20 protein-coding genes are annotated in these 18,641 nt (G+C 63.9%); 11 read left to right on the top strand and 9 right to left on the bottom strand.

The window, feature by feature from the left end:
• Positions 1-51: 51 nt before the first annotated feature.
• The 3 genes from HPO_RS04315 to HPO_RS04305 form a co-directional block, all read right to left on the bottom strand.
• Positions 52-1,227 carry an acetyl-CoA C-acetyltransferase gene (locus tag HPO_RS04315; RefSeq protein ID WP_035595008.1) on the bottom strand — a complete coding sequence of 392 codons (1,176 nt, stop codon included), beginning with the start codon at positions 1,225-1,227 and terminating at the stop codon, positions 52-54.
• Between the two features lie 97 nt (positions 1,228-1,324).
• Complete coding sequence (locus HPO_RS04310) at positions 1,325-2,002, bottom strand: nitroreductase (protein WP_035595005.1); 678 nt, start codon at positions 2,000-2,002, stop codon at positions 1,325-1,327.
• Between the two features lie 130 nt (positions 2,003-2,132).
• On the bottom strand, positions 2,133-2,915 hold the full coding sequence (locus HPO_RS04305; protein WP_035595002.1) for an SDR family NAD(P)-dependent oxidoreductase: 783 nt from the start codon (positions 2,913-2,915) through the stop codon (positions 2,133-2,135).
• Positions 2,916-2,980: 65 nt separating this feature from the next.
• Between HPO_RS04305 and HPO_RS04300 the strand changes: the two genes are divergently transcribed.
• From HPO_RS04300 to HPO_RS04270, 7 genes are all read left to right on the top strand, one after another.
• Entirely contained in the window at positions 2,981-3,382 is a 402-nt protein-coding gene (locus HPO_RS04300) for a YkvA family protein (RefSeq protein ID WP_051612263.1), read from the top strand.
• Positions 3,383-3,387: 5 nt separating this feature from the next.
• Positions 3,388-4,041, top strand: coding sequence for a lysoplasmalogenase family protein (locus tag HPO_RS04295; protein WP_051612262.1), 654 nt, complete (start codon positions 3,388-3,390; stop codon positions 4,039-4,041).
• Between the two features lie 157 nt (positions 4,042-4,198).
• Positions 4,199-5,359, top strand: a complete 1,161-nt coding sequence (locus HPO_RS04290; RefSeq protein WP_035595357.1) for a phosphoserine transaminase — start codon at positions 4,199-4,201, stop codon at positions 5,357-5,359.
• 37 nt (positions 5,360-5,396) lie between these two features.
• Positions 5,397-5,936: a GNAT family N-acetyltransferase gene (locus HPO_RS04285; protein ID WP_241767862.1), complete on the top strand. Its 540-nt coding sequence runs from the start codon at positions 5,397-5,399 to the stop codon at positions 5,934-5,936.
• Positions 5,929-7,524: a phosphoglycerate dehydrogenase gene (gene serA, locus HPO_RS04280; protein ID WP_035594999.1), complete on the top strand. Its 1,596-nt coding sequence runs from the start codon at positions 5,929-5,931 to the stop codon at positions 7,522-7,524. The genes HPO_RS04285 and serA overlap by 8 nt, the downstream gene beginning before the upstream one ends.
• Before the next feature lie 63 nt (positions 7,525-7,587).
• Positions 7,588-8,202 (top strand): acyloxyacyl hydrolase, encoded by a 615-nt coding sequence (locus tag HPO_RS04275; RefSeq protein WP_241767861.1) that lies wholly within the window; start codon positions 7,588-7,590, stop codon positions 8,200-8,202.
• An 87-nt stretch (positions 8,203-8,289) separates the two neighbouring features.
• Positions 8,290-9,582: an adenylosuccinate synthase gene (locus HPO_RS04270; RefSeq protein ID WP_035594996.1), complete on the top strand. Its 1,293-nt coding sequence runs from the start codon at positions 8,290-8,292 to the stop codon at positions 9,580-9,582.
• A 145-nt stretch (positions 9,583-9,727) separates the two neighbouring features.
• On the opposite strand, the gene HPO_RS04265 is transcribed toward HPO_RS04270, so the two are convergent.
• From HPO_RS04265 to ccrA, 5 genes are all read right to left on the bottom strand, one after another.
• Positions 9,728-10,129, bottom strand: a complete 402-nt coding sequence (locus HPO_RS04265) for a DUF1398 domain-containing protein (RefSeq protein ID WP_035594993.1) — start codon at positions 10,127-10,129, stop codon at positions 9,728-9,730.
• Between the two features lie 34 nt (positions 10,130-10,163).
• On the bottom strand, positions 10,164-10,625 hold the full coding sequence (locus HPO_RS04260) for a MarR family winged helix-turn-helix transcriptional regulator (protein ID WP_051612261.1): 462 nt from the start codon (positions 10,623-10,625) through the stop codon (positions 10,164-10,166).
• A gap of 284 nt (positions 10,626-10,909) precedes the next feature.
• Positions 10,910-11,431 (bottom strand): P-loop NTPase family protein, encoded by a 522-nt coding sequence (locus tag HPO_RS04255; RefSeq protein WP_035594990.1) that lies wholly within the window; start codon positions 11,429-11,431, stop codon positions 10,910-10,912.
• Positions 11,432-11,443: 12 nt separating this feature from the next.
• Positions 11,444-11,800, bottom strand: coding sequence for a nuclear transport factor 2 family protein (locus HPO_RS04250; RefSeq protein WP_035594985.1), 357 nt, complete (start codon positions 11,798-11,800; stop codon positions 11,444-11,446).
• Between the two features lie 5 nt (positions 11,801-11,805).
• Entirely contained in the window at positions 11,806-13,077 is a 1,272-nt protein-coding gene (gene ccrA, locus HPO_RS04245) for a crotonyl-CoA carboxylase/reductase (protein WP_035594982.1), read from the bottom strand.
• Positions 13,078-13,236: 159 nt separating this feature from the next.
• Here ccrA and HPO_RS04240 point away from each other — a divergent pair, with 159 nt between their 5' ends.
• Both HPO_RS04240 and HPO_RS04235 read left to right on the top strand, forming a co-directional pair.
• Positions 13,237-14,127: an aminotransferase class IV gene (locus HPO_RS04240; protein ID WP_035594980.1), complete on the top strand. Its 891-nt coding sequence runs from the start codon at positions 13,237-13,239 to the stop codon at positions 14,125-14,127.
• Between the two features lie 39 nt (positions 14,128-14,166).
• Positions 14,167-14,490, top strand: a complete 324-nt coding sequence (locus tag HPO_RS04235; RefSeq protein ID WP_035594978.1) for a carboxymuconolactone decarboxylase family protein — start codon at positions 14,167-14,169, stop codon at positions 14,488-14,490.
• 3 nt (positions 14,491-14,493) lie between these two features.
• Here the strand turns inward: HPO_RS04235 and HPO_RS04230 are convergent, their stop codons facing one another.
• Entirely contained in the window at positions 14,494-15,027 is a 534-nt protein-coding gene (locus HPO_RS04230; protein ID WP_035594975.1) for a hypothetical protein, read from the bottom strand.
• 142 nt (positions 15,028-15,169) lie between these two features.
• On the opposite strand from HPO_RS04230, the gene HPO_RS04225 reads away from it, so the two are divergent.
• Positions 15,170-17,164 carry a protein meaA gene (locus HPO_RS04225; RefSeq protein WP_035594972.1) on the top strand — a complete coding sequence of 665 codons (1,995 nt, stop codon included), beginning with the start codon at positions 15,170-15,172 and terminating at the stop codon, positions 17,162-17,164.
• Positions 17,165-17,245: 81 nt separating this feature from the next.
• A complete protein-coding gene (rimK, locus tag HPO_RS04220) occupies positions 17,246-18,634 on the top strand; it encodes a 30S ribosomal protein S6--L-glutamate ligase (RefSeq protein WP_035594969.1) in 1,389 nt (462 codons plus the stop codon).
• Positions 18,635-18,641 lie beyond the last annotated feature (7 nt).

Below are 18,641 nucleotides of genomic sequence, written 5' to 3'. Positions count from 1 at the left end.
CCGGACCAATCAGGTCCGGCGTTTCTCCAGTCAGTGTAATCCGTATCCGGATCAGAGCGCTTCGATGATCGTGACGTTGGCGACGCCGCCGCCTTCACACATCGTCTGCAGGCCCCATTTCTTGCCGCGCGCGCGCAGGCCGTGCACCAGCGTTGCCATCAGCTTGGTGCCCGAAGCGCCCAGCGGGTGGCCAAGCGAGATAGCGCCGCCATTGACGTTCAGCTTCGACGGATCGCCGCCGGTATGCTGCAGCCAGGCAATCGGCACCGGCGCGAAGGCTTCGTTGACTTCATAAAGGTCGATATCGCCGATCTTCATGCCGGCCCGCTGCAGGGCGCGGTCGGTGGCGAAGAGGGGCTCTTCCAGCATGATCACGGGGTCGCCAGCGGTGACGGTAACATTGTGAATGCGGGCCAGCGGGGTGAGGTTATGCGTCTTCAGCGCCGCTTCCGACGCGATCATGACAGCCGACGAACCATCGCAGATCTGGCTGGCATTGGCCGCAGACATGACGCCGTCTTCCATCAGGATCTTGAGGCTCGCCATCGCTTCCATGCTGGCGTCGTAGCGGATGCCCTCATCCTTGTCGTGCATCACTTCGGCGCCCTCGCCATTGCGGCCCTTGATGACCACGAGTTCCTTGGCGAACGCCCCGGCCTTGGTCGCAGCCGCCGCGCGGCGATGGCTTTCCACCGAGAACGCGTCGAGCTGTTCCTTGGTGAAGCCGTATTTCTTGGCGATCATTTCAGCGCCGGTGAACTGGTTGAAGTGCTTGATGCCGAACTTCTCCTTCACCGATTGCGGCGTCGGGTCGGTCGGAATGTCGAACACCTTGCCGGCGCGGGCGTTGATGCCCATCGGGCAGCGCGACATGCTTTCCACGCCGGCCGCGATCACCAGATCCTGCGTGCCGGACATGATGGCCTGCGCCGCAAACTGGATCGACTGCTGCGAGGAGCCGCACTGGCGGTCAATGGTGACGGCCGGAACGGAGTTGGGAAGGTTGGAGGCGAGCACCGCCGTGCGGCCGATCTGGCCAGCCTGCTCACCGGCCTGCGAGACGCAGCCCATGATCACGTCTTCAATCGCTTTCGGGTCAACGCCGGTCTCGGCCACAATGGCGTTGAGAACCTGCGCGCCGAGGTCGCCGGGATGCCATTCGGCAAGGGCGCCGTTCTTGCGGCCGCCGGCTGTGCGTTTCGCTGCTACGATATAGGCTGTCGCCATGGTGTTTTCCTCCTGAATGGATAGCGCGAGTTTAATGGCCATTCAGGCCCGCGCCAGCGCTCACGCCGGGGCAGGGGGCAGCCGGAAAACGCAGTTTTCAGTCATCAAAGCCGAGGAAAGTGGCCGCTTCATCCACCGATTTGCGCAGGGAGACGACCGCGTTGGCCGGAAAACTCTCATCCGGCCAGCCCATCGCCACGCAGGTCTGGATCACCTGATCGTCCGGAATCCCCGCTTCAGCCCGCACCACTGGGCTCTGCATGATGCCTTGGGAATTGATTACGCAGCCCAGCCCCCGGTTCCAGGCGGCATTGACGAGGCAGTTGACCACCCCGCCACAGTCAAAGGGCGGAATATCCCCGCCATGCAGCGCCTTGTCATAGGTCACGACGATGGAGACAGGCGCATCGAACTGGCGGAAACCGCGCAGCACCCAATCCATACGGGCGTCCTTGTCTTCCCGCGCAATGCCCATGGCAGTGAACAGCTGCTTGGCGATCTCCACCTGCCGGTCGCGGTGAACGCCCTGATAGGCCGGGCCCATCCGGAACTCGCGGCTATCCGGCACGCCGGCCACATTGCGCTCCACATTGCCCTTCCGGATACGGTCGAGCACGTCGCCGGTCACGACATAGAAATTCCAGGGCTGGGAGTTCAGCGAAGTCGGCGCCCGCATCGCGAGCTCCAGGATCTCGCGGATCAGCGCCTTGGGCACAGGCTTCTTCTGGAAACCCCGGATGCTCCTCCGGCTGCGGACAACCTCTTCAAACTCCACGGCCCACTCCTCCTGGTATCGGTTTGACCCTGTTTTAGCGCGGATAAGGAGACTGGCATCCCCTGCCGCAAGGGCAAAGAAAAAGCCCGCACCGGAAGCGCGGGCTTTTCCTGGTCAATCGGCGGATCGCTTAGCGCGGAGCCATCCGGATGGCGCCGTCGAGGCGGACATCTTCACCGTTGAAGTAGTTGTTGCGGACCATTTCGGTCGCCAGCGACGCATACTCTTCCGGGTTGCCGAGGCGCGGCGGGAACGGCACCTGCGCGCCGAGGGCCTGTTTCACCGGCTCCGGCGCAGCGGCCAGCAGCGGGGTGTTGAAGATACCCGGCAGGATGGTGTTGACGCGGATGTTTTCGCGCGACAGGTCGCGGGCGATCGGCAGGGTCATGCCGACAACGCCGCCTTTGGAAGCCGAATAAGCAGCCTGGCCGATCTGGCCGTCTTCAGCCGCCACCGAAGCGGTGTTGACGATGGCGCCGCGGTCGCCGCAGGGCAGCGGGTCCAGGCTCATCATGCCGGCAGCCGATTTGGCGATGCAGCGGAAGGTGCCGACAAGGTTGATCTGGATGATCAGGTTGAACTTATCGAGCGGGAAATGGTCGATATTGCCGGTGTTCTTGTCACGGCTGGCGGTCTTGATGGCGTTGCCGGTGCCGGCGCAGTTGATCAGGATACGCTCCTGGCCGATGGCGGCGCGGGCTTTGGCAAAGCCGGCATCGACGGAGGCTTCGTCGGTGACGTTGACATTGCAGAAAACGCCGCCGAGTTCTTTTGCCAGCGCTTCGCCTTTTTCAGCGTTGAGGTCGAACAGAGCGACCTTCACGCCGTAGCTGGCGAGTTTGCGGGCGGTTGCGGCGCCGAGGCCGGAAGCGCCACCGGTGATGACGGCGGAGATGTTAGAATTGAGTTCCATGGGCCACTGCCCTCCCTGTTTTCGAAAACTGCGGACTTCAATTATAATGCCCCTAGGAGAGCGCAATGTCTGACGCAGCGGAAATCATAAACACGGTCAAAGGGCAGGGAGACATCTACCTGCCCAAGACAATTCAGCGCAATGAGCGCCTGGCGCGCGGCCTGGTGCCCAAGCTGGCCCGGCTGGCGGGAAAGCTGCCTTTTGCCGACGATCTGGCGGCAGCCTATTATGCCGCCCGGGATCCGCTGACGCCGGTGAAGGCCAAGGCTGTTCTGTTCGGCGCGGCGGCCTATTTCGTCATGCCGGCCGATCTGGTGCCGGATGTGGTCGTCGGCCTCGGCTTTACCGATGACGCCACGGTCCTGGCCACCGCGCTCAGCGTTGTGGGCATGCACGTCAAGGAACGCCACCGGGCCCTGGCCCGCAAGCTCCTGGCTCTGCCCGAGCCGGTCAAGGACCCCGGCTGACAGCCATGACGGCGGGGGCGGGGATATTCATTACATCACTGGTTCTGGGCGCCGCCTATTGGGCGGTCTGGTGCTATCGGAACAAAGGCCGGGCCGGCCTGCTGGTGAAAACCGGCTCGGTGGCCTTGCTGGCAGTCTGGGCCTTCCTGATGGGCGGCCCGGTGCTGCTGGTCGCGGCGCTGGCGCTCAGCGCGGTGGGAGACGCCTTCCTGGCCGGCAAGGCGGAACGCTGGCTGCTGCCGGGCATGGCGGCCTTTTTCCTGGCCCATGCTGCCTATGTGCCCCTCTTCTGGCAGTTGGGGGAGGGCGGCTGGACCTGGCCGGTAAAGGCCGGGCAGGCGGCGCTGGTGGTCGGCGGGGTCCTCTTCGCGCGCTGGCTGTTGCCTTCGGTAGAGCCGAAGATGCGCGTGCCGGTACTCCTCTACACGGCCGTGATCCTGATGATGGGGGCTGCTGCCCTCGCGCTGCCGGGCGCCTACTGGCTCGCCACGCTGGGCGCGCTGATGTTCATCGCTTCAGATGTTATCCTGTCCTTTCTCCTCTTCCGCCACCCGAAGGACGGGCCGGCCAACATCCCCGCCTCGCTTGCCGTCTGGGGGCTTTATTTCGGCGGCCAGGTGCTGATTGCGCTGGGGGTGACGGGCAATCTCGCGGCCTGATGAAGCTGGCCCGCGCCAGAGGGTTAAGCAGTCCCTCTGCCATCCTTCACAAAAATGCCACTGGCAGCGCTCCCGGAAATATGCGACAGACGCGGCGGGCCAGGCGCCCCCAACGGCGCCCAGCCTATCTGTGAGGATAGGAGTAAAACAGATGACAGTGACCACCGCCAAGCCGGTTGTACGCCCCGCTTGCCCGCATTTTTCGTCGGGCCCCACCGCAAAATATCCCGGTTTCTCGCTGCAGAACCTCGTCACCGCCGCCCTCGGCCGGTCGCACCGTTCTGGCGACGCCAAGAAAAAGCTGAAAGCTGCGATCGACCGCACCAAGCTGATCCTCGGCATTCCGGATGACTACCGCGTCGCCATCGTTCCGGCCTCCGATACGGGCGCCGTCGAGATGTGCATGTGGTCCATGCTCGGCGCCAAGCCGGTGGACGTGTTCGCCTGGGAAGCCTTCGGGCAGGACTGGGTGACCGACGCCGTCAAGCAGCTGAAGCTTGCCAATTGCAACACCCATGTCGCCGAATTCGGTCAGTTGCCGGACTTTGCCAAGGCCCGCGACGACGCTGACATCATCTTCACCTGGAACGGCACCACGTCTGGCGTGCGCGTGAAGGATGTCGACTGGATCAAGCCGAACCCGGACCGTGTCGTGATCTGCGACGCCACCTCGGCCGCCTTCAGCCAGGACATCGTCTGGGAAAAGCTCGATGTGGTCACCTATAGCTGGCAGAAATGCCTTGGCGGGGAAGCGGCCCATGGCATGCTGATCCTCTCGCCCAACGCTGTGCGCCGCCTCGAAAGCTACACGCCGGACCGCGCCCTGCCGAAACTCTTCCGCATGACCAAAGGCGGCAAGATCGACGAGGAACTCTTCCAGGGCGCTACGATCAACACCCCCTCCATGCTCTGCGTTGAAGACTATCTTCAGGCGCTGGACTGGGTGGAGCGTCTTGGCGGCTGGAAGAAGCTGAAAGCCCGCTCGGACGAAAGCCTCGCGATCCTCACCGAATGGGAAAAGAAATCCGATTGGGTCGAGTTCCTCTGCAAGGATGCTTCGGTGCGCTCCAATACCGGCGTCACCTTCCGCATCAAGGACGCGCGCGTTGCGGGTCTGGATGAGGCCGGGCAGCGCGATTTCGTCAAGAAGATGATGAAACGTCTTGAGACGGAGAATGCCTGCTTTGATGCTGCCGGCTATGCCAAGGCCCCTCCGGGCCTGCGCATCTGGGTTGGCGGCTCGGTGGAGCCTTCGGACGTGAAGAAGCTTCTCCCCTGGCTCGACTGGGCCTTCCAGGAAGAAGCCTCGAAACTCTGATATCTTGCGTTCCGGGGCGGCTGTCAGGCGCCCCGGCATGACAGGACTGCAGCCGATGATCCGTCTTCGCCCCGCAACCCCTCCCGACCTGTCGCTGATCCTGAAGTGGGATGAGCAGCCACATGTGCGGGACGTAAGCGGGGATGATGAGTGGAACGATTGGGATTGGGGAAACCAGCTTGGGCGCGATGTGCCCTGGCGTGAGTTTCTGATTGCCGAGGTCGATGGCCGCCCCATCGGCTTTGTCCAGACCATCGACTGCCGCGAAGAGGAAAGCCACTATTGGGGCACAGATTGTCCCGAACATTCCCAGGCTATCGACATTTGGATCGGAGAGGCAGACGAATTGGGGAAGGGCTATGGCACGCAGATGATGCGTCTTGCCTTCGAGCGCTGCTTTGCCAATCCACTCTGTCAGCACATCCTGATCGATCCGATGGCGGATAATTTCTCCGCCCACCGATTCTACGAATCTCTGGGGTTCGAACTTCTCGGGCCGCGCCGTTTCGGCCCCGATAATTGTCTTGTGTACCAACTCACCCGCGCCCGCTGGCGCTCTGGAGCTCAAAATGCCTAAAGTCCTTATCGGAGATACGCTCTCCCCCGCCGCCGTCGAAATCTTCAAGGCGCGCGGCATCGAGACCGACATCAAGGTTGGTCTGTCCAAGGAAGATCTGATCAAGATCATTCCGGAATATGATGGCCTTGCCGTCCGCTCGGCCTGCAAGCCGGACGCCGATGTGATCGCAGCGGCCACACGGCTGAAAGTCATCGGCCGCGCCGGTATCGGTGTCGACAATATCGACATCAAGGCCGCCACCGCCAAGGGCGTCGTGGTGATGAACACGCCCTTCGGCAACGCCATCACCACCGCCGAACACGCCATCGCCATGATGTTCGCCGCCGCCCGCCAGATCCCGGCTGCCAACGCGGACACCCAGGCCGGCAAATGGCCGAAATCGGGCTATATGGGCGTTGAAGTCTCCTTCAAGACACTCGGCCTGATCGGGGCGGGCAATATCGGCAGCCGCGTGGCCGAGCGCGCCATCGGCCTGAAAATGAAGGTCGTCGCCTATGATCCCTTCCTCACTGCAGAGCGCGCCATCGAACTCGGCGTGGAGAAGGTGGAACTGGACGAGCTGCTGAAGCGCGCCGATGTGATCACGCTGCACGTTCCGCTTACGGATCAGACCCGCAACATCCTGTCGCGCGAAAGCCTGCTGAAAACCAAGAAAGGCCTGATCCTCGTCAACTGTGCCCGCGGCGGCCTGGTGGACGAAGAAGCCGTGGCCGAGCTGCTGGAATCGGGCCATCTGGCCGGCGCTGCTTTTGACGTGTTCGCCGTCGAGCCGGCCAAGGAAAACATCCTCTTCGGCAAGAAGAATTTCGTCGCCACCCCCCATCTTGGGGCCTCCACCAATGAAGCGCAGGAAAACGTCGCCCTCCAGGTGGCCGAACAGATGGCGGACTATATCCTCACCGGCGCCGTCACCAACGCCCTCAACATGCCCTCGGTGACCGCCGAGGAAGCCCCGCGCCTCAAGCCTTTTGCGGCGCTGGCGGAAAAACTCGGCAGCTTTGCCGGCCAGATCTCTGACTATGGCTATGAAGAAGTCGTCATCGAATATGAGGGCGAGGTTTCCGAGCTGAACCGCAAGCCGATCACGGCGGCGCTGCTGGCTGGCCTCCTGCGCGCCTCGCGCGGCGATGTGAACATGGTCTCCGCCCCGGCAATCCTGGCCGAGAGCGGCGTCAAGCTCACCGAAACCAAGACCGAGACCAGCCCTGTCTATGACAGCCTGATCCGCATCAAGGTGAAGACCAAGGCCACCAAGAACTCGCCCGAAGGCGGCTGGCGCACGCTCGCCGGCGCGCTGATCGCCGGCAAGCCGCGCATTGTCGAGGTGAAAGGCATGGCGTTGGAGGGCGATTTCTCGCCCGTCACGCTTTACGTCAACAATATCGACAAGCCGGGCTTCATCGGCGCCCTCGGCCTCATGCTGGGCGAAGCGAAGGTCAACATCGCCACCTTCCACCTTGGCCGCCAGGAAGCAGGCGGGGAGGCGATTGCCCTCATCGGCATCGATTCCACGCCCCCGGCTGAGATCATGGAAAAGCTGAACAGTCTGCCGCAAGTGCGGTATGCCAAAGTCCTCTCTTTCTGAGGGCAGGGCAGTGGCCGGGCGTGATTGTCCGGCCACACTTGACGCCGGCAGGGAATGGGCGCGATGGCTTATGGCGAAACTGTCATGAAAGGCATCCTGATGCGCCGCATTTCCCTGCTCACCGCCGCCCTGGCGGCCCTGCCAATGGTCGCCACTGCCCAGATCGTTGATGAGGTCCGCGCTGGCGTGACGGCGCACAATGTCTGCATCGCCAATTGCGACAATGCCAACAAGGAAGACGGCCCCAACATCAATGGCGAGATCGTCTTCCATTCGCCGGAGTTCCTGCGCCTGATCTGGAGCCCGCGCCCCTATGTCATGGGCAGCGTGAACACGGCCGGGGATACCAGCTTTGGCGGCGCTGGCCTCCACTGGAACTGGGATTTTGCGCAAGGCTGGTCGCTGGAGCCGGGCGTGGGCTATGTCGTCCATGATGGCGAGCTGACCTTCCCCTACCCGCAGGGCGATCCGCGCAACGATCCGATCTCGGAATCGACCGTCTTCTTCGGCTCGCGCGATCTTTTCCGCACGAGCCTTTCCCTCAACAAGGATCTGGCCGGCCCCTGGGGCGTGCAGCTGATGTATGAACATCTCAGCCACGGCCAGATTCTGGGCAATGGCCGCAATCAGGGCCTTGATAATATTGGTGTCCGCGTCCGCTACGCTTTCGGCGAATAGGCCTGCCGCAAGGGGTGGCAAAAGGCCCCTTGCAATTGCCTGCCGAATGCTGCCCTTGTCGCCGCGGCTGAACAACGGAGCAGGTTCATGGCAGGAGTAGTGGTCGTCGGGGCTCAATGGGGCGACGAAGGCAAAGGCAAGATCGTCGACTGGCTGTCGAGCCGCGCCGATGTCGTGGTCCGCTTTCAGGGCGGGCACAATGCCGGCCACACGCTCGTCATCGACGGCAAGACTTTCAAGCTGGCGCTGCTGCCCTCCGGCCTCGTGCGGGGCGGCAAGCTGTCGGTCATCGGCAATGGCGTGGTGGTCGATCCCTGGCACATGCTGACCGAAATCGACGGCATCCGCGCGCAAGGCATTGAAGTCTCTCCGGAAAGCCTGGTGCTGGCCGATAACGCCTCCCTCATCCTGCCCTGGCACAAGGATATCGACGCGGCCCGCGAAGGCGCCCTCGGCGCCGCCCAGATCGGCACCACCAAGCGCGGCATCGGCCCGGCCTATGAAGACCGGGTTGGCCGCCGCGCCATCCGCGTGGCAGACCTTGCCGACCCCGCTGCGCTCGACATGAAGATCGAGCGCCTGCTGGCCCACCACCGCCCGCTGCGCGCAGGGCTCGACTTGCCTGAGCCTGATGGCGCCGCCCTCAAAGCCGCGCTTCTGGAGATTGCCCCGCAGGTGCTCGCCTATGCCCAGCCTGTCTGGAAACTGCTGGACGAGAAAGTCCGCCGCGGCAGCCGCATCCTGTTTGAGGGCGCCCAGGGCGTGATGCTGGACGTTGACCATGGCACCTACCCCTTCGTGACCTCTTCCAATGTCGTGGCAGGCAATGCCTCGGCAGGGTCAGGCGTCGGGCCGGGGGCGGTTTCCTATGTGCTGGGCCTCGCCAAGGCCTACACCACGCGCGTCGGCGCCGGCCCGTTCCCCACCGAACAGGACAATGACATCGGCAAGCGCCTCGGCACGATTGGCCATGAATTCGGCACCAATACCGGCCGCGCGCGCCGCTGCGGCTGGTTTGACTCGGTCATGGTGCGCCAGGCCTGCGCCACTTCGGGCGTCAACGGCCTTGCCCTGACGAAGCTCGATGTCCTTGACGGATTTGAGGAAATCAAGGTTTGCGTGGCCTATAAGCTGAACGGCAGGACGATCGATTACTTCCCCGCCGGCCTCACCGATCAGGCCGCTGTGGAGCCGGTCTACGAGACCCTCAAAGGCTGGAGTGGCTCGACCCGCAGCGCCCGCAGCTGGACCGATCTGCCCCCCGAGGCGGTGGTCTATGTGCGCCGCCTGGAAGAACTCGTCGGCAAGCCCTGCGCGCTCGTCTCCACCTCTCCGGAACGCGAAGACGTGATCCTGATGCGCGACCCCTTCGAGGCGTAAGATCGGGGGATAAGGCGCCGCCTGTCCCGTGGATAAGGGACAAAAAAACTCCAAAAAAACTCCAACGAGGCGCCCAAAAACTCCAACCGCAGACCAGAAAACTCCAACGCCGTTGGAGTTTTTTTCGTTTCAGCGCCGCTTCCGGCTAGTCCGGAAAATGCTCGACGTGAAGCTCACCGGTGCGCCCGAAATAGACCACGCGGCGCCCGATGAACGACACGAGGTAGCCCGCGCAGCCCGCCGCCATGACCTGCCGGTTGAAGGCGGCATAGGTGTAATCGGGCGCGCCAGACTGCGCCCAGGCGATGGCGGCAGAGACGCCGGCAGCCTCAAAGGCTTCCGCCACCGGTCCCTCCTCGCCGGGGCAGGGCAGGGTGAGCGTCTCGCCCCCCGGCAGATAGTGCGTGCGCGTCCCGGCGCGGTAATCGACAAGATAGGCTTCAAAGCCTGCCTCCATCAGCATACCGACGGCCTGCGGAAAACTCAGCGTATCGTCATGCGCGCCGGCCAGACATGTTTCGGCGATAGCGATCTTCTGCGCGTCCATGGCGCGGGTCCTTTCTTTGTTGCAGGGGCAGGGGTCAGGTGGCGGGAATTTCCGTGATGCCCCGGCTGGCGACGATCCGCTTCAGCAGGCGCTCAAGCTGCGCGCGCTCAGAAGGCTTGAGGCTGGCGAAGAAAGCCCCGTCATTGGCATCAGCCAGCGCGGCCAGACGGGGCACCAGCCTGCGCGCCCGCGGAGTGAGCGACAGCAGCTGGGCCCGCCCATCTTCAGGGTCTGCCCGGCGCGCGGTGAGCCCCTTGTCGATCAGCCGGTCGGCCAGCTTCGTGATGGCGCCCCTTGTCATGCCAAGGGTTTCCGCCACGCGGCTCGGCGGGGCGGGCTCTGCCCCATAAAGCGTGCGCAAGAAAACCCATTCGGCCACCGTCACGCCTTCCCCCTCCAGCGCGCGGGCAAAGCTCTGCGACACAGCGTTTGACACCATGCGCAGCCAGAAGCCGAGATGAGCATCCAGCGCGGGAACAGGGGCGATCTCTGACATGGCATCCTCTTGATTGACTAGGAAATTAAATCAATAAAGTTTCCTAGTCAACTAAATCAAACGCCGGGAAAGCAAATGCTGCTGAGGGGGTGGAGAGTAGAGCGGAGGGGAGGAGGGAATGGGCGGGTGGAAACGAGGTGGTGGCCGTGGCAGGGCGCGGCGGTGTGCGCGGCCATGACGATCCACGGCAAGGGCGCGTTGGGGCGAGAGAGCAGCTTGGGGACGGGCTGACCGATGGGCAGGGAAGTCTGTGGGCGCAAGCAGGGCTTGGCGCCTGCTTCAGATCAAAGGCGGGCGAGGATTTCGGCGGCGGCTTCGGCCGGTGAGGTCTGGTCGGTGTCGATGATAATATCGGCGGCCGGCATCGCGGCCATCGACGCCATAAAGGCCTCTTTCATCTCTGCCAGGATGTCCGGCGAGCGAAGCTTGCCAAACTCCGCGCGGCTGGAATTGGCAATCCGCTGCATCTGCTCCTCCGGGTTGACCGTCAGGGCAATGAAGATCATCTCGCCGCCGGAATTTTCCACCAGGGTTTTCACCGCTTGCGGAAAGCATGGATCGACCGTGGGTTCGGGCGCGAAGGTGAAGATCAGCGAGCGGTCTTCGGCCACCGCCGCGCTGAACACATCCATCCAGAATTTCTCCCGCAGGCGGATGAAGCTTTCAGAGCCGAACGGGAAAACCGAGGCCACCGCATCGACCACCAGATGATTGTGGAAGAGGGGCAGGCCCGTCTGCCGTGCCAGATGCCTTGCCACGGTCAGCTTGCCGGCAGCAGCCTCGCCATAAATGAAGATCAGGCGCATGGCGGTATCCTTTCAGCGATAGGCCGCAATCGAGCGGACAACCTTGCCTTCCGGGCCGAAGACAAAGGTTTCGGCTACCAGTTCCTCGCGATGGTTCGTGTAAAGAATGGTCAGCGCGTCCGAGCCAATGAGAATATCATCCAGCTCGAAGAAGAGTTGCGGGGCAAGGCCAAGCGCCTTTGTCCAATAGTCCCGCAGGGCGCTCTTGCCGAACACGCTGCTGGCCGAAGTGCCCAGCACCTTTGCGATGCGGGGCGAATGGAACACGATATCCTCGCCATAATGGCTGAGAATGCGCTCGATATCGCGGTCATTCCAGGCCGCCAGCCAGTCGCTGGCAAAGCCTTCGGCAAAGGGCCGGGAGAGCATGGCCCTCAGGCCTGTCCGCTGAGGGCGAGCACGTCTTCCACCGTGCGCAAGCCCGGCTTGGGCGCGGTGACGAGCACGGCCATGTTGCCGGGCATATGCTTGTTATCCAGCATCTTTTCGTGCGCCAGCGGAATATCCGCCCAGGTGAACACTTCCGACATGCCGGGGTCGATACGCCGGTTGATCACAAGCTGGTTGGCCTCGGAGGCCTGTTTCAGGTTGGCAAAATGGCTGCCCTGGACGCGCTTCTGCCGCATCCAGAGGAAGCGGGCGTCCATGGTGAGGTTGAAGCCGGACGTACCCGCACAAATGACGACCATGCCGCCGCGTTTCACCACGAAGACAGAGACCGGGAAGGTGGCTTCGCCCGGATGTTCAAAGACGATGTCGACATCCTTCTTGCCGGTGATGTCCCAGATGGCTTTGCCGAACTTGCGGCTCTCTTTCATATAGTCGTTGAATTCCGGCCCGTTGACCTTCGGCAGCTGGCCCCAGCAGTTGAAGTCGTTCCGGTTGATCACGCCCTTGGCGCCGAGGCTCAGCACATAGTCGCGCTTGTCGTCGGAGGAGACCACGCCAATGGCATTGGCCCCGGTCACTGCGCAGAGCTGCACGGCGAAGCTGCCGAGGCCGCCCGAGGCGCCCCAGACGAGGACGTTATCGGCCGGCTTCACGATATGCGGCCGGTGGCCAAACAGCATCCGGTAGGCGGTGGCGAGGGTCAGCGTGTAGCAGGCGCTTTCTTCCCAGGTCAGGTGTTTGGGGCGCGGCATGCACTGGCGCGCCTGCACGCGGCAGAACTGGGCAAAGGCGCCGTCCGGCGTCTCATAGCCCCAGATACGCTGGCTGGGCGAGAACATCGGGTCCCCGCCATTGCACTCCTCATCGTCGCCATCATCCTGGTTGCAGTGGATGACCACCTCATCGCCCGGCTTCACGCGGGTTACGCGCTTGCCAACCGCCCAGACGATGCCGGCAGCGTCAGAGCCCGCCACATGGAAAGGTTGTTTGTGAACGTCAAAGGGCGAAATCGGCTCGCCCAGCGCGGCCCAGATGCCATTATAGTTGACCCCGGCGGCCATCACGAGGACGAGCACTTCATCAGAATCGATTTCCGGCACCGGCACCTGCTCGACCTGCATCGCGGTCATCGGGCGGCCATGGCGCTCCCGCCGGATCGCCCAGGCATGCATCAGTTTGGGCACATGAAACTCGGGCGGAATCTCGCCGAGTTCGTAAATGTCTTTTTTAACCCGGCCTGCCGTTTCTGTGGTCATGGACCTTCCTCCGTCTCTGGTGCATTGGGGGCGGGCTCGCTCTATGCGGCGTCTTCACAGCCCCGTCTGGCGCGGGCACACTGGCAAGTGTTGTGAGGCTTCGCAAGATCAATGTTGCGCTGCACAATAGATGTTCTGTTCCCTTGAGGCATTTAAGTCATGACGATTTGTCCGCTGGTCCACCTGAATGGCACGCTGATGCCGCTGTCGGAGGCTCATATTTCGCCGCTGGACCGGGGGTTTATGTTTGCCCATGCCGCCTATGAGGTTACCGCCGTCTATGGCGGGCGGTTCGTTGATCTGGAGGGGCATATCGCCCGGCTGGAGCGGACGCTGGCGGGCATTGCCATTCCCGATCCGCATACGCCCGAAGGCTGGGCCAACCTTCACCGGGAACTGATCGCCCATAATGATCTCGTCGAGGGGCTGGTCTATCTGCAGGTCACCGGCGGGGCCTTTGACGCGCGCGATTTTGCCGGGCCGGAGCGGTTCACACCGACCGTTTTTGCCTATGCCGACACCAAACCGCTGATCGGGGCGCAGGCGCGCGACGGCATCGGCGCGGTGTTCATCGAGGACAGCCGCTGGAAACGGCGGGACATGAAAACCACCCAGCTGCTCTCCCAGGCGCTCGCCTACCGGTCCGCCCGGGCGATGGGGGCAGACACTGCCCTGATGGTGGAAGACGGGTTTGTCACCGAAGCGGCCTCGGCAAATGCCTGGATCGTCACGAAAGACGGCGAGATCATCACGCGCGACCTTACCCCCTCGATCCTCTCCGGCATCACGCGCGCGGGCGTGATGGGGCTGCGCGAAGCGGGCGGATTTACCATCACCGAGCGCGCCTTCACGCCGGAGGAGGCGGTTAACGCCACCGAGATTTTCACAAGTTCGGCCGGGGCCATGGTGGCGCCGGTGGTCATGCTGGAAGGCGCGCCCGTCGGCGATGGCCGCCCCGGCCCGGTCACCCGCCGTGTGCAACGGCTTTATTATGAAGCCATGGGCGCAGACGTGGCCGAAGCGGCGCCGTTTGTGTTTGACCGGGACTAACAGGCCGCCGGGGTGGGGGGCGATCAGAGAGGCGTTTCGATGACTGACATGACGAAAGTAAGCGATGCCTTTCAGGTCTTCATGAAGGAGGCGCCAGGCCATCAGCAGGCCTGGCTTGAGGCGGTGCAGAAGCTGGGGGCCGCCTCGGCGCTGGACGCCAAGACCGAAGAGCTTGTCTATATCGGCATCCTGGCGGCGGCGCGGCTGGAGAGCGGGCTGGCCTTTCATGTGGCCCATGCGCGCTCGCTGGGCGCGACGCGGGAAGAGATCATCAGCGCGGTGCTGGCGGGCCTGCCGGCTGTCGGCAATTGCGTGATCCAGGCCTTGCCGGTAGCGCTGCAGGCCTACGACCAGGCAGATTGATCGTCAGCGCCGCTCTGGTGGGTCATCCGCGTCGATAATCTCGCCTTCGATGATGTCGCCGCCCGCCTCCGGGGCGGCGGGGCCGCGGGCGTCTGCGAAGGCGGCGGTAAGCTGGGTGCGCACATCGCCAAGCTCGCGCTGCGCGATCCGGGCGCTGATCTCGTTGGCGGCGAGCGCCACGGCGGCGGGCAGGGCGATCAGGCCCGCATCGATCAGCTCAAGCTGGCGGGCAAGCGAGGTATCCCGGAAGAGGGCGAGCAGGCCCACCGTGATCACGAAGATCGCGATCAGCAGGCCCAGCCGGAAGCCAAACCCCGTCAGCAGCGTGGCGCCGGAAATGGCCGTCTGCGCGCCGGCGGCGGCAGCCAGGCGGCGGCGTTCATAAAGGCCCACAGCCAGCATGGCGGCGGTGAGCAGGGCCAGCGCCAGCGGGCTGCGCTGGAAGATCGCCATCAGCGCCGCGCCAGCCGGAAAAGCCATCAGGGAGGCCAGGCGCAGGCCAAGGGCGGTCTGGAGGGGGCTGCGGGGCTGGGTCACGGGGTATCTGGCGGGCTCTTGCGGACTGGTGCAGGGTAGGTGGTCGTGCAGGCCGGGGCCTGCAAGTGCGGCAGAGGTGCCGCTTGCCAGCGGCAGGCGGCTCGGCCATGTTGCGCCGCAACATAGGGGAGGCAAGAAGACCATGACAAAAGCCGCCGGAAATTACCAGCACACACCCGACGAACCCTGGATCTTCCGCACCTATGCGGGGCATTCGACCGCCAAGAAATCCAACGAGCTGTACCGCCTGAACCTCTCCAAGGGGCAGACCGGCCTCTCCATCGCCTTCGACCTGCCGACCCAGACGGCCTATGACGCCGACCATATCCTCAGCAAGGGCGAAGTCGGCAAGGTGGGCGTGCCGGTCAAGCATCTGGGCGACATGCGCGAGCTCTTTGCCGAGCTGCCGCTGGAGACAATGAACACGTCGATGACGATCAACGCCCCGGCCGCCTGGATGCTGGCCCTCTATGTGGCGCTAGCCGATGAGCGGGGCGACAGCCGCAAGAAACTGCGCGGCACCACCCAGAACGACATCGTCAAGGAATACCTCTCGCGCGGCACCTATGTGTTCCCGCCCGAGCCGTCGCTGCGGCTGATCTCCGACATGGTGAGCTGGTGCTATACAGAAGTTCCAAAATGGAACCCTATGAATGTTTGCTCCTACCACCTGCAGGAAGCGGGCGCCACGCCGGAACAGGAGCTGGCCTACGCTCTGGCCACCGCCATCGCAGTGCTCGATACCGTGAAAGCGGGAGGACAAGTTCCAGAATCAGACTTTGAAACGGTCTTTGGACGCATCTCGTTCTTTGTGAACGCCGGGGTCCGTTTCGTAACGGAACTTTGCAAGATGCGCGCCTTCGTCGATCTCTGGGAAGAGATCGGGCGGGAGCGCTATGGCGTCACCGATCCCAAGGCGCTCCTCTTCCGCTATGGCGTGCAGGTGAACTCGCTGGGGCTGACCGAGCCGCAGCCGGAAAACAATGTCTACCGCATCCTGATGGAAGCCTTGGCCGTCACGCTCTCCAAGCGCGCCCGCTGCCGCGCGCTGCAGTTGCCGGCCTGGAATGAGGCGATGGGCCTGCCGCGCCCCTGGGACCAGCAATGGTCGCTCCGCCTGCAGCAGATCCTCGCCTATGAGACCGACCTTCTGGAATTTGAAGACATCTTCGACGGCAGCCATGTGATCACGGCGAAGACCGAAGAGCTGAAGGAAAAGGCGCGCGCCACGCTGGCCAAGATCGACGAGATCGGCGGGGCAACCGCGGCCATCGGCTTCATGAAGGAAAGTCTGGTCGGCGCCCATATAGACCGTATACGGGCAATCGAATCGGGCGCCCTCACCGTGGTCGGCGTCAACCGGTTCACCGAGACAGAGCCAAGCCCCCTGGGCGGCGGCGACGGCGCCATCCAGACGGTTGATCCCGCCGAAGAAGCGATGCAGGTGCGCGACCTCAAAGCCTGGCGCGCCGCGCGCGACAACGCCGCCGCCGAAGCGGCCCTGGCCGAGCTGCGCGCCGCCGCCACCGAAAACCGCAACATCATGGAGCCCTCCATCACCTGCGCCAAGGCCGGCGTCACGACCGGGGAGTGGGGCACGGTGCTGCGCGATGTGTTCGGCGAGTTCCGCGCGCCCACCGGCGTCGCCCTCGTGGTCGCCAGCAGCGGCGAGGAAGATGTTGAAAAGGTGAAAGCCGACGTGGCTCGCGTGTCCGAAGCATTGGGCCGTACACTGACCTATGTGCTCGGCAAGCCCGGCCTTGATGGCCATTCCAACGGCGCCGAGCAGATTGCCGCGCGCGGCCGCGAAGTGGGCATGGATGTCGTCTATGAAGGCATTCGCTTCACCCCCGCCGAAATCGCCGCCCAGGCGAAAGAGGCCAAGGCGCATGTTGTCGGCCTCTCCATCCTCTCGGGCAGCCATCTCGATCTCGTGCGCGAAACGGTGGCCGAGCTGCGCAAGCTGGGGCTCGATCATGTGCCCGTCGTCGTCGGCGGTATCATCCCGCCCGAAGATGGCCGCGCCCTGCGCCAGATGGGCGTGGCAGCGGTTTACACGCCAAAGGACTTCCGCATCACGGAAATCATGGGCGACGTCACCCGCCTTGTTGAAAAAGCGTGGCTTGTGAAAGGATAGGTCCAGGAGTCTGTAGGTGGGCTTGCCGCCGCGCGGAAAACCAGCCTAACGGGAGCGAAGTCAGATGACGGAGCTTCGTCCATGCCTTCTGCTGCCCCGTTCCAGCTTGGCTGGGAAGAATGGATCGCGTTGCGGGAGCTGGGCCTGCCCGCGATCAAGGCGAAGATAGACACCGGCGCCAAGACGTCCGCCCTGCATGCCAGCGTGATCGAGCCGTTCGGCCCCGCCCATGCGCCGCAGGTGCGCTTCCTGATCCAGCCAGACCCCGGCGACCCCGCGCTGGAGATCACCTGCTCGGCCCCCGTGGTCGACCGCCGCGAGGTGACCAGTTCCAATGGCGAGCGCGAGCTGCGTTATGTCATCGAAACCCATGCCGAGCTTGGCGGGCTCACCTGGCCGATCCAGCTGACGCTGTCGAACCGCGAAACGATGGCCTACCGCATGCTGCTGGGGCGCGGGGCGATCCAGCCAAGCTGGATCATTGATCCGAATGCGTCCTTTCTTCAGCCCCCGCTCGGCTATCAGATCTATCAGGGCCTGCCGCGCCGCAAGCCGGTCAAACGCCCCTTGCGGATTGCGCTGCTGACGCGTGAGCCGAAGAATTATTCCTCCCGCCGCCTGATCGAGGCGGCCGAAAAGCGCGGCCATGTGATCGAGGTGATCGATACCGCGCGCTGCTATATGCGCATCGGCGCGATTGACGCCGAGGTGCATTATGATGGCGAGGCGCTGCCCCGCTATGACGCCGTGATCCCGCGCATCGGCGCCACGATCACCGACTATGGCATGGCCGTGCTGCGCCAGTTTTCCAATACCGGCGCCTTCTGCCTCAACACGGCCGGCGCCATCGGCCGCTCGCGCGACAAGCTGCTGGCCCATCAGATGCTGGCGCGGGCGAAGATCGCCATGCCGATCACGGCGTTCGCGCACAGCCCGAAGGATACCGCCGGCCTCGTAGCGCTCGCGGGCGGGGCGCCGATCGTGCTGAAGCTGCTCTCCTCCACGCAAGGGAAGGGCGTGCTGCTGGCCGAGACGCGCAAATCTGCCGAGCGGCTGGTGGATGCCTTCCGGGGGCTCGACGCGAATTTCCTGGTGCAGGAATTCGTCGAGGAAGCCGGCGGGGCCGATGTGCGCGCCTTCGTGGTCGGCGGCAAGGTGGTGGGCGCCATGCGCCGCCAGGCGGAGAAGGGCGAGTTCCGCTCAAACCTCCACCGCGGCGGCACGGCCAGCGAAGCCCGTCTCAGCCCGCAGGAGCGGGATGTGGCGCGCGAGGCGGCCAAGGTGCTGCGGCTGGAAGTGGCGGGGGTGGACCTGCTGCAGACCAAGGACGGGCCAAAGGTGCTGGAGGTGAACTCTTCCCCCGGCCTCAAGGGCATCGAGAAGGCAACCGGCAAGGACATTGCCGCCCGCATCATCGAGCATCTGGAAACGGTCGTCCGCCCGCTCTCCCGCCACCGGGAGCCGCTCTAGGCGCCCG

The organism is Hyphomonas polymorpha PS728 (assembly GCF_000685315.1).
GTDB lineage: Bacteria > Pseudomonadota > Alphaproteobacteria > Caulobacterales > Hyphomonadaceae > Hyphomonas > Hyphomonas polymorpha.
The sequence above is the reverse complement of the archived record's forward strand: the minus strand, read 5'-3'. Positions and strand labels throughout refer to the sequence as shown.